The sequence below is a fragment of the Pseudomonas sp. SW-3 genome (assembly GCF_016615645.1).
Classification (GTDB): domain Bacteria; phylum Pseudomonadota; class Gammaproteobacteria; order Pseudomonadales; family Pseudomonadaceae; genus Aquipseudomonas; species Aquipseudomonas mandelii.
Genome location: NZ_CP067098.1, coordinates 6286672 through 6302563, shown reverse-complemented (window position 1 = coordinate 6302563; position 15892 = coordinate 6286672). Strand labels below are relative to the sequence as shown.

At 60.3% G+C, this 15892-nt stretch carries 18 protein-coding genes; 8 read left to right on the top strand and 10 right to left on the bottom strand.

Annotated features, from left to right (window positions below; all coding sequences use genetic code 11):
* Positions 1 to 28: 28 nt before the first annotated feature.
* Positions 29 to 1522, bottom strand: coding sequence for a YifB family Mg chelatase-like AAA ATPase (locus JIO00_RS28665; RefSeq protein ID WP_102595399.1), 1494 nt, complete (start codon positions 1520 to 1522; stop codon positions 29 to 31).
* 294 nt (positions 1523 to 1816) lie between these two features.
* Between JIO00_RS28665 and JIO00_RS28660 the strand changes: the two genes are divergently transcribed.
* Positions 1817 to 2095, top strand: coding sequence for a HigA family addiction module antitoxin (locus tag JIO00_RS28660; protein WP_042932484.1), 279 nt, complete (start codon positions 1817 to 1819; stop codon positions 2093 to 2095).
* Here JIO00_RS28660 and JIO00_RS28655 read toward each other — a convergent pair.
* Together JIO00_RS28655 and JIO00_RS28650 are read right to left on the bottom strand one after the other, a co-directional pair.
* Entirely contained in the window at positions 2092 to 2619 is a 528-nt protein-coding gene (locus tag JIO00_RS28655) for a BRO-N domain-containing protein (protein ID WP_200667282.1), read from the bottom strand. The genes JIO00_RS28660 and JIO00_RS28655 overlap by 4 nt on opposite strands.
* 420 nt (positions 2620 to 3039) lie before the next feature.
* Complete coding sequence (locus tag JIO00_RS28650) at positions 3040 to 3300, bottom strand: accessory factor UbiK family protein (protein WP_010465113.1); 261 nt, start codon at positions 3298 to 3300, stop codon at positions 3040 to 3042.
* Positions 3301 to 3717: 417 nt separating this feature from the next.
* Between JIO00_RS28650 and glnK the strand changes: the two genes are divergently transcribed.
* The 4 genes from glnK (at position 3718) to sutA (ending at position 6496) form a co-directional block, all read left to right on the top strand.
* The gene (gene glnK / locus JIO00_RS28645) at positions 3718 to 4056 is read left to right on the top strand and encodes a P-II family nitrogen regulator (RefSeq protein WP_002555808.1); all 339 of its coding nucleotides are present in this window, start codon (positions 3718 to 3720) and stop codon (positions 4054 to 4056) included.
* Positions 4057 to 4093: 37 nt separating this feature from the next.
* Complete coding sequence (locus tag JIO00_RS28640; protein ID WP_010465110.1) at positions 4094 to 5431, top strand: ammonium transporter; 1338 nt, start codon at positions 4094 to 4096, stop codon at positions 5429 to 5431.
* Positions 5432 to 5645: 214 nt separating this feature from the next.
* Positions 5646 to 6071, top strand: a complete 426-nt coding sequence (locus JIO00_RS28635; protein ID WP_008030499.1) for a secondary thiamine-phosphate synthase enzyme YjbQ — start codon at positions 5646 to 5648, stop codon at positions 6069 to 6071.
* A gap of 101 nt (positions 6072 to 6172) precedes the next feature.
* Positions 6173 to 6496 (top strand): transcriptional regulator SutA, encoded by a 324-nt coding sequence (gene sutA / locus JIO00_RS28630; protein WP_010465107.1) that lies wholly within the window; start codon positions 6173 to 6175, stop codon positions 6494 to 6496.
* A 195-nt stretch (positions 6497 to 6691) separates the two neighbouring features.
* Here sutA and JIO00_RS28625 read toward each other — a convergent pair whose 3' ends face one another.
* From JIO00_RS28625 to lptM, 6 genes are read right to left on the bottom strand one after another with little or no spacing between them, the layout of a single operon-like run.
* The gene (locus JIO00_RS28625; protein WP_154913188.1) at positions 6692 to 7402 is read right to left on the bottom strand and encodes an HAD family hydrolase; all 711 of its coding nucleotides are present in this window, start codon (positions 7400 to 7402) and stop codon (positions 6692 to 6694) included.
* Positions 7399 to 8298 carry a tyrosine recombinase XerC gene (xerC, locus tag JIO00_RS28620; RefSeq protein ID WP_200667281.1) on the bottom strand — a complete coding sequence of 300 codons (900 nt, stop codon included), beginning with the start codon at positions 8296 to 8298 and terminating at the stop codon, positions 7399 to 7401. The genes JIO00_RS28625 and xerC overlap by 4 nt, the downstream gene beginning before the upstream one ends.
* Positions 8299 to 8300: 2 nt before the next feature.
* A complete protein-coding gene (locus JIO00_RS28615; RefSeq protein WP_010465101.1) occupies positions 8301 to 9026 on the bottom strand; it encodes a DUF484 family protein in 726 nt (241 codons plus the stop codon).
* 13 nt (positions 9027 to 9039) lie between these two features.
* Positions 9040 to 9870 (bottom strand): diaminopimelate epimerase, encoded by an 831-nt coding sequence (dapF, locus tag JIO00_RS28610; protein ID WP_010465099.1) that lies wholly within the window; start codon positions 9868 to 9870, stop codon positions 9040 to 9042.
* Positions 9871 to 9874: 4 nt separating this feature from the next.
* Entirely contained in the window at positions 9875 to 11122 is a 1248-nt protein-coding gene (lysA, locus tag JIO00_RS28605) for a diaminopimelate decarboxylase (protein WP_169857181.1), read from the bottom strand.
* A gap of 9 nt (positions 11123 to 11131) precedes the next feature.
* On the bottom strand, positions 11132 to 11305 hold the full coding sequence (gene lptM, locus JIO00_RS28600; RefSeq protein ID WP_010465096.1) for an LPS translocon maturation chaperone LptM: 174 nt from the start codon (positions 11303 to 11305) through the stop codon (positions 11132 to 11134).
* 314 nt (positions 11306 to 11619) lie between these two features.
* On the opposite strand from lptM, the gene cyaY reads away from it, so the two are divergent.
* The 3 genes from cyaY (at position 11620) to rnk (ending at position 12862) form a co-directional block, all read left to right on the top strand.
* Positions 11620 to 11952, top strand: coding sequence for an iron donor protein CyaY (gene cyaY, locus JIO00_RS28595; protein WP_010465094.1), 333 nt, complete (start codon positions 11620 to 11622; stop codon positions 11950 to 11952).
* A 4-nt stretch (positions 11953 to 11956) separates the two neighbouring features.
* The gene (locus tag JIO00_RS28590) at positions 11957 to 12175 is read left to right on the top strand and encodes a DUF1289 domain-containing protein (RefSeq protein ID WP_010465092.1); all 219 of its coding nucleotides are present in this window, start codon (positions 11957 to 11959) and stop codon (positions 12173 to 12175) included.
* Between the two features lie 276 nt (positions 12176 to 12451).
* Positions 12452 to 12862, top strand: coding sequence for a nucleoside diphosphate kinase regulator (gene rnk / locus JIO00_RS28585; RefSeq protein ID WP_010465090.1), 411 nt, complete (start codon positions 12452 to 12454; stop codon positions 12860 to 12862).
* Between the two features lie 5 nt (positions 12863 to 12867).
* Here rnk and JIO00_RS28580 read toward each other — a convergent pair whose 3' ends face one another.
* A complete protein-coding gene (locus tag JIO00_RS28580; RefSeq protein ID WP_200667280.1) occupies positions 12868 to 15711 on the bottom strand; it encodes a class I adenylate cyclase in 2844 nt (947 codons plus the stop codon).
* Positions 15712 to 15892: the final 181 nt, after the last annotated feature.

The window sequence follows — 15892 nt, the reverse complement described above, 5'->3', positions numbered from 1 at the left end:
CTGAATGATTTGCTGTGATAGTCATCGATTACGCTGAGGCCGGTCGGTATTGCAGCGCTTCTGCCAAATGCTCGCGGGTGATCCCATCGACCTGCTCAAGATCCGCCAAGGTGCGGGCGACCTTGAGCAATCGGTGAGCAGCTCTGAGCGACAAGGTCAGTCGTTCACACGCGGATTCCAGCCAGTTTTCATCGGCTGTGGATAACTTGCAGTGTTTGCGCAGGCCAGGCAGATCGAGGAATGCATTGGCGCAGCCTTGGCGCTTGTTTTGACGCTCTCTTGCGTCGGCGACCAGTGCCGCAGCGGTGGCTGTATCGTCACCGGGTTTCTGTGATGGGTTTAATGCGGTGGCTTCTCGGGCGACGGTCAGGTGCAGGTCAATGCGATCCAGCAGCGGCCCCGACAGTTTGTTTCGGTAGCGCTGGACCATGTCCGGCGTACAGGAGCAGCGACCACTCGGTTCACCAAGATATCCACAGGGACATGGATTCATTGCTGCCACCAATTGGAATCGCGCCGGGAAGCGCACGCGGTCCTTGGCGCGGGATATCACGATGTGGCCGGATTCCAGAGGCTCTCTCAAAACCTCCAATACCTTGCGATCAAATTCAGGAAGTTCGTCCAGGAACAGCACGCCATGATGGGCGAGGGTGATTTCGCCGGGTTGTGGTCGTGAGCCGCCGCCGACCAGTGCCGGGCCTGATGCGGAATGGTGAGGTTGGCGAAACGGTCGTTGCGGCCAATGGCTCAGCGGCACGCAACTGGAAACCGATTGAATTGCTGCGACCTCAAGCGCTTCATTCTCAGCCAATGGCGGTAGCAGCCCCGGTAAACGACTGGCCAGCAGGGTTTTCCCTGTTCCCGGCGGACCGCTGAACAACAAGTTATGCGCACCTGCCGCCGCTATCAGCAGCGCGCGCTTGGCTGACATTTGACCTTGCACCTCATTCAAATCGGGGTACGGCATGCTGGCGTACAGCAAGCCATCGGATACGAAGGGCTCGATTGGAGTGTGTCCATTAAGGTGCGCCACCGCCTGAAGCAAATGATCCACCGCGATCACCTTCAACCCCGACGCCAGACACGCTTCTTCTGCATTTGCCCGCGGCACTACCAGCGTCCGCCCGGCCTTGCGTGCTGCTAATGCTGCCGGCAGCACACCGCGAACTGCCCTCACCGCACCCGATAGCGCCAACTCTCCCAGACACTCAATGTCATCCAGCGTCAACGTCGGCACCTGCACGCTGGCTGACAGAATCCCCAGCGCAATGGCCAGATCAAATCGTCCACCGTCCTTCGGTAGGTCAGCGGGAGCGAGATTCAACGTGATACGCCGTGCCGGGAATTGCAGCCCTGAATTGATAATCGCGCTGCGTACCCGGTCCTTGCTTTCCTTTACTGCCGCTTCGGGCAATCCGACCATCGTCAGGGACGGCAAACCGTTGGCCAAGTGGACTTCTACGGTAACGGCGGGCGCATCCACGCCAATCTGGGCGCGGCTGTGGACGATGGAGAGGGACATGGTCGTTCCTTGAGCTTTACGGGAACCGCTTCCTGCGGTTTTTTGAAGGGTAGTCGGGGTGTTGTTCTTCGGCGTTACGAATGAGGCGACAAACTTTCACTGGATGTTGCGAGTGTCTTTCTGGTGATGAAGCGTAAGCGAGCGTGGGGTGCCGACGTAATGGGTCTCGGGATGATGTTTTTGTAGGACCTTGCCTAGAACAATGACGGACGCCGGTGAAAGTGGGTGAGCGCTCTTGTCTGTCTGGCAGGGCTGCTTATGATCATTAATTGATCGCTGACTTCGGAGAGGATAATGAACAGTAATGGAATGCGGCCCGTTCATCCTGGCGAAATTCTTCAGGAGGAGTTTCTTGAACCGTTGGGCATTTCAGAGTCAGCTTTCGCCCATTCGTTGAACGAACCGTTAAATGTGGTCAACGACATCGTGATGCAACAGCGTTGTGTCAGTGCTGATCTAGCGGGGAAGCTATCTGGCCACCTGAACACCACGCCCGAGTTCTGGCTGAACCTGCAAGCGACTTACGATTTGCGGGAAGCTGGAATCGAACGTGGTAGGGCTTTAAATACTTAAAGCGATTGCAACATCCGCGAAGCACGCTTCCACCAAGGCGCATTGACCGTCCGTTGCGCCCGTTCACCCTCCGCAAGCATCTGCGGAACATCCTGCAACCGAATCCACGGCTGGTTATTCCAGTGCAGCAAACTCAGCGACATCTCCGGCCAGTTCAACAGACTCAGAATCGGGCGTTCGCTTGTTGCCGGATGTTGGGCGTCTCTGAGGGCTGGCACTACGTCGTGGGTCAGCCATTCACGCAGGCCTCGGTATTCGGGGCAGTAGTGGTAGACGAGCAGGGCGTAGACGCCGGATTCGCTGATTAGCAGGGTGTTTTCGAGGGTGCCGTGGATGACGACTCGCGCGGATTGATGTTGATCGGGATCGAGTTTTCGGACGGCGCGCTCGTCGAGGAAAAGGCGAAGCAGACGGCCCAGGTCTCGGGCGCTGAACCAAGGCTGGTTTTCGACCAAAAGCGCGTGGAGGTGGAGTTTGTGGCGGGTGAAGACGTGAGGGACTAGATAAGCGTTATCGCAACTCATTAATACAGCTCCTTTTGCTAAAGAGGCTGCCGTCAATCGTCGCCAAACAATTGGGTGGCAGCTGTACGCGGGTTGGCGAACCGGAGCAAAAGGAACCCGGCAGACCCGAAGGTCTCCCACGCACAGCCGCCATGACTCGAGAGATGGTCGTCGTACGCCTTAAGCTTCCAGGTCGCCAAACCCAGTGCTGAATATTCAGCTGAGAATGAGCTTAGGAGCCTGGGCTTCACGGCGCTATCGGACGGCGGTGGTGATCTTTGTAGGACGTTGCCGAGATGGTGGCGGGGCGGCAGATCAGGAGATTGCAGCCTTTGGCAGGTCCTACAGGGTTGGTCGGTCCAGTGTGGGAAGGCTGGTAGACCGAGGTGACTCTATTCGCGAGCAGGCTCGCTCCCACAGGGGGTTGCGTTGTCAGCAGGGTTACTCGGCAGGCGGATTCAGCTTCGCTTCCAGCTCCGCAACCTTCGCTTCGAGGCTTTCCAGCCGTGCCCGGGTCCGCGCCAGCACAACCATCTGGCTATCAAACTCTTCCCGGCTCACCAGGTCCAGCTTGCTGAAGCCGCTCTGCAACAACGCCTTGAACTGGCTTTCGATTTCGCTTTTCGGCAATGGGGTTTCGCCGCTGAAGAGGCGGGAGGCGGTGCCGCTCAGGGCGTCGAGGAAATCTTTGGGTGCGAGCATGGGAAATGTCCTGTCAACAATGGCGGGCAGTGTATCACGCAGTGTCTATAGTCAATTCCGTCAGCAGGGATGCACGCTTTTCGCGCATGTGGACAGACGGCTGCGCACTGTTGTTGTGCGTATCCGTGGGGTCGATTGAGGAAAGGGGCTGTTGGCGGCGGTCAAGGGGTTGAATTCAGTGGGTTTTGGCGAGATGGCAAGCTTTCTGCTTAGTCAGTCGTAACCCATGCACTGATGCAGTCGCTGTGACGAATGCAGTGCGCCAAGCGAAACGGGGAGTTGTTTCGTGAGGAGCGGTTAGCTGGCGTCGGACGGGCAGGTAAGGTCGACGATGCGTTACAAAGCCAGGCACTGCGCTTAGACTTGAGTCGGGTTTGTTTTCCTGGGGCAAGTCCACCAATTCGGGAGAGAGTTTTCATGAAGCTAGTCACTGCCATCATCAAGCCGTTCAAACTGGACGACGTGCGCGAGTCGCTGTCCGAGATCGGCGTGCAGGGCATTACCGTTACTGAAGTCAAAGGCTTCGGTCGGCAGAAGGGTCACACCGAGCTGTATCGCGGCGCGGAATACGTGGTCGATTTCCTGCCTAAGGTAAAGATCGATGTCGCCATTGACGACAAGGATCTGGACCGGGTTATCGAGGCGATAACCAAGGCCGCCAACACCGGCAAGATCGGTGACGGCAAGATCTTCGTGGTCAATCTGGAACAGGCGATTCGCATCCGTACCGGCGAAACCGATACCGACGCGATTTAAACGCCGCCACAAACCCAACGCCCCAGGAGAAAACAATATGACTCTGCGTAAATTCGCAGGGCTAGGAGCCCTGTTGTCCCTCGTAATGCCCAGCCTGGCTATGGCGGCAGACGAAGTGGCGGCCCCAGTCCTCAACTCCGGCGATACCGCCTGGATGATGACCTCGACAGCCCTCGTGCTGTTCATGACCATTCCCGGCCTCGCCCTGTTCTACGGCGGCATGGTTCGCTCCAAAAACATTCTTTCCGTGATGATGCAGTGCTTCGCCATTACCGGTCTTATCAGCATTCTGTGGGTCATTTATGGCTACAGCATCGCGTTCGACACCACCGGCATGGAGCAGGGCGTCGTCAATTTCAACTCGTTCTTCGGTGGCATGGGCAAGGCATTCCTCGCCGGTGTCACGCCGTCGAGCCTGACCGGTCCTGCGGCGCTGTTCCCTGAGGCGGTGTTCATCACCTTCCAGATGACCTTCGCCATCATCACCCCTGCGCTGATCGTCGGTGCCTTCGCCGAGCGGATGAAGTTCTCCGCCATGCTGATCTTCATGGGCGTGTGGTTCACCCTGGTTTATGCACCGATTGCGCACATGGTCTGGTCCGGCAACGGCGGCCTGATGTGGGATTGGGGTGTGCTCGACTTCGCGGGCGGCACCGTGGTGCACATCAACGCCGGTGTGGCCGGTCTGGTTGCGTGCATCGTGCTCGGCAAGCGCAAAGGCTTCCCGACCACCCCGATGGCACCGCACAACCTCGGTTACACCCTGATGGGCGCCGCGATGCTGTGGGTCGGCTGGTTCGGTTTCAACGCCGGTTCCGCCGCTGCGGCCAACGGCACGGCCGGTATGGCAATGCTGGTGACCCAGATCGCAACCGCCGCCGCTGCACTGGGCTGGATGTTCGCCGAGTGGATCACTCACGGCAAACCAAGTGCACTGGGTATCGCTTCGGGTGTTGTGGCCGGTCTGGTCGCCATCACCCCGGCCGCTGGCACCGTGGGCCCGATGGGCGCACTGGTCATCGGCCTGGCAGCGGGCGTGGTGTGCTTCTTCTGCGCCACCACCCTGAAACGCAAACTCGGTTATGACGATTCCCTGGACGCCTTCGGTGTGCACGGCATCGGCGGTATCCTCGGCGCGATCCTGACCGGTGTGTTCGCCGCACCGTCCCTGGGTGGCTTCGGCACCGTCACCGACATCGCCGCTCAAGTCTGGATTCAGTGCAAAGGCGTGGGCTTCACGGTGATCTACACCGCGATCGTCACCTACATCATTCTCAAGGTCCTGGACGCTGTCATGGGCCTGCGTATCACGGAAGAAGAAGAGGCCGTCGGCATCGACCTGGCACTCCACAACGAACGCGGCTACAACTTGTAAGCACGCGCATAAAAAACTTGCCCGGCTTGCCGGGCATTTTTTTGTCTGGCGTTTGTCAGTGAAGAGACTGCTGAAAGGTTTTTTCGTACACGTTTGGTGGCGTTTACGACGGGCGTTTTTCTGCGGCCAATGGCTTACATGATTGAAGGAATATTAGGGCCTTTGTTTTTTCCCAGAGCGCGCTAGAATGCGCCCCGAACGTGCGGAGAACTGTATGTGGCAACAGACTCTGATTACCCTGCGGGCACGGCCCCGGGGCTTTCATCTGGTAACGGACGAGTTACTCGCCGGCCTGCCTGAACTCAAGGCGTGCCGGGTCGGTCTGTTGCATTTGTGGCTGCAGCATACCTCGGCGTCGTTGACCATCAACGAGAACGCCGATCCGGCGGTACGTCGCGACTTCGAACGATTTTTCAATCGTCTGATCCCACAAGGAACAGACGGCTATGAGCATAACGACGAAGGCCTGGACGACCTCCCGGCGCACTTCAAGGCCAGCGTGCTTGGCTGTCAGCTCAGTTTGCCGATTTCGGCAGGCCGACTGGCGCTGGGGACCTGGCAAGGTGTTTATCTGGGCGAGCACCGTGATTTTGGCGGTGCCCGTAAAGTCCTCGCCACCGTGCACGGTGAAGAGGCATGAACCGCTGGTCACCAGCGGTTATTGAATTTTTCCGGCGGCTGTCGACAGACGGTGAAGCTGGGCTATAACTAATCTGCTTTTCGCAAGTCATGAGGTAGAACATGAGCGACGATGATCTGGAAAACGACGACCTCGAAGTAGGCGACGACGACGAAACCGAAGAAGGTCTGGAAGCAGCGGCCGAAGACGTCGCTGAAGACGACGGCGGTGAAACGCCCGTTCCGACCGCCAAAGGCAAAGCCAAGGCTGCGGTGTCGGTTGACGAGCTGCCGAGCGTCGAAGCCAAGAACAAGGAACGCGACGCCCTGGCCAAGGCCATGGAAGAGTTTCTGGCACGGGGCGGCAAGGTGCAGGAAGTGGAGGCCAATGTGGTCGCCGATCCGCCCAAGAAGCCTGACAACAAGTACGGCAGCCGGCCTATCTAAGCGTCTGCTATTGGCTTGCTGAAAAGGCCCGCCGTCGCTGCGGGCTTTTTCATGGGCGGTAAAAAGCTCTGGGCCTGCGGCGATCCCCTGTAGGAGTGAGCCTGCTCGCGATTGCGGTGTGTCAGGCAACATAAATGCTGAATGTCACACCGCAATCGCGAGCAGGCTCACTCCTACAAGGGAATATCGGTGATCTCAGGATTGGTGCTGGGAATTCCACCGAGCCAGCAACGCCGGTAATTCGGTCAAACTGCGAATCTCGGCATCCGGTGCCTTCTCGGCTTCCCAGGCCTTGCGCGCCGGGTTAAACCAGATCGCCCGCAACCCCGCCTGCTGCGCCCCGGCAATGTCATCCCCCGGATGATCGCCGATATGCACCGCCGTCTCCGCCGTCGCACCGCCCCGTTGCAATGCCTCATGAAACAGGCGCGCATCGGGCTTGGCGATGCCGATGTCTTCGGCGCACAACGCAAACTTGAAGTAATCGGCCAGCCCCAGCCGGCGCACATCGGCGTTGCCATTGGTGACCACACCCAGGGCGTAATGCTTGGCCAGGGTTTCCAGCGTCGGCTCGACGTCGGGAAACACCTCGATCTGGTGCCGGGCATGCAGGAACACTTCAAAACTCTTGTCGGCCAGGTCCGACGCCTCGCCGTGGTCGTATCCGGCCTCCTCCAGCGCATGGAACAACACCCGGCGGCGCAGCGCACTGATGCGGTGTTTGAGGCTTGGTTCGAGGGTCAGGATCCGTTCCCGAATAGCCCACAAATGCTCCACCGGCACCGCGCCCAGGTTCGGTGCGTGCTCGGTCAGCCATTCACGCAGTATGGCTTCGGCGCTGACGATCACCGGGGCGGTGTCCCACAGGGTGTCGTCGAGGTCGAAGGTGATCAATTGGATGGTCATGAATCATCGCCTTTAATGCGTTTGGCCCGTGGATGGGCGCTGTCGTAGACCGTGGCCAGGTGCTGGAAGTCCAGGTGGGTGTAGATCTGGGTGGTCTTGATGTCCGAGTGGCCGAGCAATTCCTGTACGGCGCGCAGGTCCTGCGAGGATTCCAGCAAATGGCTGGCAAAGGAATGCCGCAACATGTGCGGGTGCAGGTTCTGCCCCAGCTCGCGCTCACCAGCAGCTTTGACCCGCAACTGAATCGCCCGGGGGCCAAGGCGCCGGCCTTGCTGGCTGACGAACACCGCATCGTCTGCCGGGTTAGTCATGGCCCGCAACGGCAGCCACAGTTCCAGGGCTTCACGCGCTTTTTTGCCGACCGGCAGCAGGCGAGTCTTGCTGCCCTTGCCGAGCACCTGAACCATGCCGTCGGCCAGATCCAGCTGATCCATATTAAGCCCGGTCAGCTCCGAAAGGCGCAAACCCGAGGAATAGAACAGCTCCAGAATCGCCTGATCCCGACGTGCCAGGAAGTCATCCTCCACCGCGCCTTCAAGCAGTTGCAGCGCGCGGTCGGTATCGAGGGTTTTCGGCAGCCGTCTTTCGCCCTTGGGCGGTGCCAGGCCGTTGGCCGGGTCGTGATCGCAAAGACCTTCGCGGTTCAAATAATGATAGAGCCCACGGACGGCCGACAGCAGTCGCGCCAGGCTGCGCGAAGATTGACCCTGGGAATGCAGGCGCGCGATCAGGCTGCGCAGACGCTGAATGTCCAGCGCGGCCCAGCTGCTGATGTTCTGTTTGACGCACCAGCCCAGCACTTTGTCGAGATCGTGGCGGTAGGCGTGCAGCGTGTGGGGCGACACCTGCCGCTCACTGCGCAGGTGTTCGCAGTAAGCGTCCAGTTGCCGTTCCATGGTCAGCGTACCGAGCGCAGGGAACTGTTGACCCGAGGCAGCACGCGACCCATGACTTCGGCGATGTAGCTCAGGAACAGCGTGCCGACCGAGCTTTTGTAGTGTTGCGGGTCGCGACTGGCGATGGCCAGGACGCCGTGGATGCCTTGATGGCTGATGGCGACAACGGCGGTGGAGCCGATCTGTTTGCGCTGTTCTTCGCCGAACAGGAAGTCCAGTTCGTGATCGCGCAGGCTGCCGCTGACGCTTTTGTCTTCCGAGAGCAAGCCGCCAATGGCCGTTTGCGCGTCGGCATGGGTGACCCAGCGGCCCACCGGCATCGGGTTGTCACCCAGCAGGATCAGGCTGACAAAAGGCACCTGGAAGTCCTGGCGCAGACTGTCTTCGACGCTGATCACCACGTCTTCCAGGCTGCTGGCATCCATCAGCGCCAGAATCAGGCGGCGGGTTTTGTCGAAGAGGCGGTCGTTGTCGCGGGCCACGTCCATCAAATGCGAGAGGCGATGACGCAACTCAATGTTGCGGTCGCGCAGGATCTTCATCTGGCGTTCGACCAGCGAGACGGTATCGCCGCGCTGGTGCGGAATGCGCAAGGCCGGGAGCAGTTCTTCGTGCTCGACGAAGAAATCCGGATGAGCCTCCAGGTACGCGGCAATCGCCGCCGCCTCAAGGCTTTCGGAAGGGGATTCGTCGGGCTGTGGGGCGGGAACCTGGGGCTTATCTTTCATGGATTCGACTCTCTCAAAGACGCACTTGTCCTTCATAAACGCGGACTGCCGGGCCGGTCATCATGACCGGATGGCCAGGGCCTGCCCATTCAATGGACAGACGCCCGCCGGGCAGGTCGATCAATAGCGGCGAATCCATCCACCCCTGGCTGATCGCGGCCACTGCGGCAGCGCAGGCGCCGGTGCCGCAGGCCTGGGTTTCCCCGGCGCCACGTTCCCAGACGCGCAACTGCGCACGGTTCCGGTCGATGACCTGGAGAAAACCGACGTTGACCCGCGCCGGGAAGCGCGGGTGGTGTTCGATTTTCGGTCCCAGTTCATGCACCGGTGCGTTGTTGATGTCGCTGACCCGCAACACGGCATGGGGGTTTCCCATGGACACGGCGGCCAGTTCGACGGTCGTACCCTCGACATCGAGCTTATAACTCAAGGCCTGTTCTGGCGCGTCGAATGGAATCTCGGTCGGCACCAGGCGCGGTGCGCCCATGTTGACACCAATCTGGCCGTCGCTGCGGATATCCAGTTCGATGATGCCGCTTTTGGTCTCGACGCGAATCTGCCGCTTGGCGGTCAGGCGTTTGTCGAGCACGAAGCGGGCGAAACAGCGCGCACCGTTGCCGCACTGTTCCACTTCGGAACCATCGGAGTTGAAGATCCGGTAGCGGAAGTCCACGTCCGGGTTGCTCGGCGCTTCGACGATCAGCAACTGGTCGAAACCGATGCCGGTGTGCCGATCGCCCCATTGCTTGGCGTGCTTGGGCAGGATGTGCGCGTGCTGGCTGACCAGGTCGAGGACCATGAAGTCGTTGCCCAGGCCGTGCATCTTGGTAAAACGCAGCAGCATGGGATTACTCCGGCAGCAGGCTTTCGCCAGCAAACAACTCGGCTACCGTCTCACGGCGACGCACTTCAAATGCCTGATCACCGTCCACCAACACTTCAGCGGCGCGGCCGCGGGTGTTGTAGTTGGAACTCATGACAAACCCATAGGCGCCGGCCGAATGCACGGCCAACAGATCGCCTTCTTCCAGGGCCAGTTCACGATCCTTGGCCAGGAAGTCGCCGGTCTCGCAGATCGGGCCGACGATGTCGTAGGCGCGCACCGCTGCAGTGCGCGGGCGCACGGCGGTGACATCCATCCAGGCCTGGTACAGCGCCGGACGGATCAGGTCGTTCATGGCCGCGTCAACGATGGCGAAGTCTTTATGTTCGGTGTGCTTGAGGTACTCGACCTGGGTCAGCAGCACGCCGGCGTTGGCGACAATGAAACGGCCCGGCTCGAACACCAGCGCCAGGTCGCGACCGTCGAGACGCTCGCGCACGGCTTTGATGTAGTCGGCAGCCAATGGCGGCTCTTCATCGCGATAACGCACGCCCAAACCGCCACCGAGATCGATGTGGCGCAGGTAAATGCCGCAATCGCCGAGGCGGTCGACCAGGCCCAGCAGGCGGTCGAGGGCGTCGATGAACGGCGGCAGGGTGGTCAGTTGCGAACCGATGTGGCAATCGACGCCGACCACTTCCAGGTTGGGCAACTGGGCGGCGCGGATGTACACGTCTTCGGCGTCGGCGATGGCGATGCCGAACTTGTTCTCTTTGAGACCGGTGGAAATGTACGGGTGCGTGCCGGCATCGACGTCCGGGTTCACACGTAGCGAGATCGGTGCGCGAACACCCAGCTCGGCGGCGACCACTTGCAGACGCTCCAGCTCATCGGTGGATTCGACGTTGAAGCAATGGACGCCAACTTCCAGGGCGCGACGCATGTCGTCACGGGTCTTGCCGACACCGGAGAAAACGATCTTGTCGGCGCTGCCGCCGGCGGCCAGTACGCGTTCCAGCTCGCCACGGGAGACGATGTCAAAACCGGCGCCAAGACGGGCCAGGACATTCAGTACACCCAGGTTGGAGTTGGCCTTGACCGCAAAGCAGACCAGGTGCGGCATGCCGACCAGCGCATCGGCGTATGCCAGGTACTGGGCTTCGATGTGCGCGCGGGAGTAGACGTAGGTCGGTGTGCCGAAACGTTCGGCGATGGCCGACAGGGCCACACCTTCGGCAAACAGCTCCCCGCCACGGTAATTAAAAGCGTCCATGGCGTTCCCTTATTGGTAGACGTCGTGCTTGTGTGCTTTGGACGGCTGCTTTTGCGAGGACTGAGCCTGCTCGGCGGGATCCTGGGAATCGTCGGGCAGATACAGCGGGCCTTTTTGACCACAGGCCGACACAAGGCAGGCAACCGCGACGAGCGCAGCAAGGGAAGAGATCAGGCGCTTCATGGCGAAATCCTTGAAAATGCATTAATTGCGCCGGAGTATACCGGCCACCCGTCAGCTTGCCTATGCGACGGGGCTCCCGTCCGGCGGGGCTTGGCACGATGCTGGTCAGCCGGGCGCAATCCCTGTGGGAGCGAGCCTGCTCGCGAAGGCGTAGTGTCAGTCAACATTGATGTTGAATATGATGGGCCCTTCTCGAGCAGGCTCGCTCCCACAGGTTTCGTGATCACCGTGGGTCGTTATCCTTTGCAATCACCGGGGCTCGCCCGTATCTTGCGGCGCTTGAGCGTGAACAGACACTTTTTGAGGTTGCCGTAATGAGTTTGACCGAAGCCCGTTTCCATGACCTGGTCGATGCCACCCAGCAGACGCTGGAGGATATTTTTGACGATAGTGGCCTGGATATCGATCTGGAGAGCTCGGCCGGTGTGCTCACCGTCAAGTTCGAAAACGGCAGCCAGTTGATCTTCAGCCGCCAGGAACCCCTGCGTCAGCTATGGCTTGCGGCCGTGTCCGGTGGTTTCCACTTCGATTACGACGAAGAGAGCGAGCGCTGGATGTGCGACAAGAGTGAAGAACAATTGGGCGAGATGCTTGAGCGCATCGTCAAGCAGCAAGCTGACGTCGAGCTCGATTTCGAAGGTCTGTGAGACCGTGACCCAGCCTGCGCCCGTTCGTCCGCCCAAACCGCTCTACAGCAATGTCAGCCCGGCCGTGCCTTCGCCGTGCAGCGGTGTGTGCCGGCTGGACGAACAGAAGGTCTGCCTCGGCTGTTTTCGCCATGTCGAAGACATCCGCGAATGGCGCTCGGCGGATGATGATCGTCGGCGTGTGATCTGCGCCCAGGCAGTCCAGCGCAAAGCCTTGGCATAAGAGCTTTTGTGGCGAGGGAGCTTGCTCCCGCTGGGCTGCGAAGCGGCCCCAAAAAGCTTACGACTGCTGCGCAGCCGAACGGGAGCAAGCTCCCTCGCCACAGGCAAGCCTCTCTCAAAAATGTCAGCGCAGGTGCGTGGTCGCCGCTCACTTGTATATTTATTGAGCTGTGATAGTGTCCAGAAACGCCTCAACCCATCGAGGCTCGTGAAAACCCCGCCTTTTTCTGGCGGGGTTTTGCTTTTTTTGTGCAGAAGAAAGGAGTCTGCCTCAATCATGACCACACCTTCCATCACCCTTACTCGTCTGGACGTGCAACGTCTGGAGCGCCTGATCGACAGCCTGGATGACACGCTGCCGGGCGTCATTGCGCTGCAAACCGAACTGGATCGCGCCGATACCGTGGTCGGTCACGAAGAAGTGCCCGCCGATGTCGTCACCATGAATTCCCGTGTGCATTGCCGCGAAGAAGGCAGTGGCAAGGACTATCACCTGACCCTGGTTTATCCCAAGGACGCCAACGCCGACGAAGGCAAAATTTCCATTCTGGCGCCGGTCGGCAGCGCGCTGCTCGGCCTTAAAGTTGGCCAGCACATCGACTGGCCAGCACCAGGCGGCAAAACCCTCAAACTGACCCTGCTGGAAGTTGAATCCCAGCCGGCCGGGGGCGGTCATTTTCCGGAATAAACCGCTTAGACCTGCTCGAGCGCCTCATTCAACGCGCGCTCCAGGTCGGCCTTGTAGCGCAAATACAAATTGCTTGAACTCTGACCATCACCGAGCAGGCCCGACAAGTCCAGGTCGGTGATGTAGCAGCGATAGCGCTCGATTTCCCGGCGCTGCTCGACGATCTCCTGGGCGACCACGCTAAACAAATGGTCGCCATACTCCAGCTCTGAAAACTCCCGCTGATTGCAATACAACGTGACCTGCACCTGTCCCGGCGCGGCTTTGCCGATGATCGCCTGCACGTCGTAGAACGGTTTATTGATCGGGGTTTGCGGCGCCGGCCGGGCTTCGACGCGACGCGCCCGGCCAGGACCTGACGGCAGTAGCTGGTAATACAACGTGTCGAGGTTCAGGGACTGGGCGGCGTTCATCGGCAGCAACGCGTCGCGTCGGTACTGGATTGATTGCAGGAACCTTTGCAGTGGCACCAGCAGGCTTTGTTCGTCGTAATAGGGCAAGCGCTGCTGCCACAGGGCATTGAATTCATCCAGTACGTACAGCTCCGCCTGCTGTTCGGTGATTCGGTAGAACACTTGAATGCATTCGGGCTGGCCCATGGGCAGGATCAGCGCCAGGTCGTGGTCTTCCAGTGCCATCGGGTCCAGGTGCAGCGGGCTGTAGCTCGCCAGTTCTTCGCCCAGGTAATCGAACAGCGCCGGCAGCGTGGCGAGGGCGACGTGATTGACCTGACCGGGCACCAACTCCAGCACGTGGTAATGCTGCTGGACCTGTAGCAGGTAGCGATGATTGAGCTGGCTCAGCAGCAGGTTCTGCGCCGTATCGAGGACCTCTTCGACCCGCCGTGCAATGAATTGCGCCCGGTTGTGGCAGAAGCAACGCACCCTCAAACGGGGTTGTTGTGGACCGTTCGGCAAGTTGTTGAGGTAATCGCGCAGGCAGTCGAGCAGGGCGTGGGGGCCGTCGTAGCGGTTGACCAGCACTTCGTTCCAGCTGTTGAGCGTGACCTGGTCCAGGGTCAGCACCAGGTTTTCCCGGACACCGGCGTAGCTCAGGGAGTCGGTGCGCTCGGTGGTCATCAGGATATTCAGGTCGCGATGGTGCTTGAGCGGATCGACGCCGACGTTTACCAGAATCAGCACTTCACTCGGCACACTGGCGCGCAGCAAGGGCTCTTCGGCAACCGTCGCCAACGGCAGGGCGATGCTTTGTTGCAGGCTGCCGAGCAGGTTGAACAGTTCGAACTCGCTCAAATCGCTGGTGCCTGGGTGCAAGGCGAGGCGGGTGCTGCTGTCGATCACGCCGTTGCGGTGGCACCAGGTCAGCAGCTCCAGCAATTGGCGGCTGCGCTTGATCGGCGCGAAATGTTCCCACTCGTGGGCTGCCAGGCTGCCGTTGTACAAGCCCCACTGGGTTTGCCCGGGTTCTTTCTTGTTGGGCGCCTGCACCAGGGTCAGGGTGTCTTCGGCCAGGTCCGGGGCGATGCCGGGGTTGATGAACTCGACTTTGCCCGCTTTGCGCTCAAAGGCTGCATACAGCCGCCGACCCAGCACGTTGAGGTCGCGTTTGTTGATCAGGCTGGCGGTTTGCTCGTTGCGGGCGAACTGGGTCAGGAAGCGGTAGCTGTAGTTCAGTTCATTGACCAGGGCTCGGCGTTCGGTGCTGACCTGGCGGACTTTCCATTGGCTGCGGCTGTCGAGCAGCGCCAGCTGCCGCTGATCCCAGTGCCATTCGTGAGCCAGGCGCTCAAGCAGCGAACGTTGCCAGCTCTGGGTGCGACTGCTGCCGGTGAGCTTGCGGTTGACCTTCAGGTACAACGCGCGGCGTACCAGCTCCAGGCGCTCCGGCTCGCCCCGCGCGGTGAGGTATTCCTCGATGCGTCGGTAGACCACGATGTAGGGGTCGAGCTCGTCGAGGTCCAGTTGATTGGCGAATACCGCCTGCTTGAAGCGCAGGCTCAAGCAATGGACCTTGGGGTGTTCGCTGGCATACACCTCGATCAGCAGAAGTTTGAGCACGGATTTGTAGGGCGACTCGATGCCCTTGAACAACTGCCAGAGCCCGGCGCCGATGAATTCCCCCGGCGGGATATAGGCCAGATGCCCCAAATCCAGCGACTCGTCCGCACGGATGAAGCGCTTGGACAGCAGCGTGTGGGTGTAACGGTCGTAGGCGGCTTCTTCGTAGACTGGCACCAGCCACCAGATTGGCGTGCGGCCGGCCAGCCAGATTGCGGTGCGGTAGAACTCATCCAGCAGCAGGTAGTGCTGGGTCGTGCCGCAGTCTTCCGAACTCAATTGCGTATCGCGCTCGCCGAGCACGAAGCGGGCCGGGTCGATCAGGAAGAAATGCGCCTCGGCGCCCTGGCTGGCGGCCCAGGCCTCAAGCAACTGGCACTTTTTGCGCAGCTCGGCGAGTTCGTTCTCGTTCAAGTCCGGGCTGTGACAGACCCACACGTCCATGTCGCTTTGATCGGCCTGGGCCAGGGTGCCCAGACTGCCCATCAGGAATAGTCCGTGGATCGGACGCGGTGGATTGCTGCCGTGGCGTGGCTTATAGGAAAACGATCGGGTCAGGCGCTGGGCTTCGGCGAGGGCGTTGGCGTCAGGCTCGAAATTCGACAGCCCGGCCGGCGTGCTGCCCGACACATAACCTGGCAACAGCGGGTGATTCACGTGGAAAAACAGCGGCAGCAGCGTCAGCACCGTTTGTTGGCGGGGCGACAGCCCTTCCATGGCACGGGCCATGCGGCCTTCGTTGAGCTTCAGAAAGCGAGCGCGCAGCTGACTGAGAACCTTGCGGTCGATTCCCTCGTCCAGATCGGGGCGGATTTCATGGGTGCGGGTCATGTCAGCTCAAACCGGCTCGCGAAGCTCGGACGTGGGGTCTGCGGATGGGGGCAGTTTAGCGCCTCGGACGCGGGACTTTTAAGCTGAATTTGTATTTTTGACGCCAGATTTCTACCACGAGGCGACGTCAAGTCACCAAGTGTGCCCGCGGAAAACCCGTAGCAGGGGTTTCCGTGGGCGC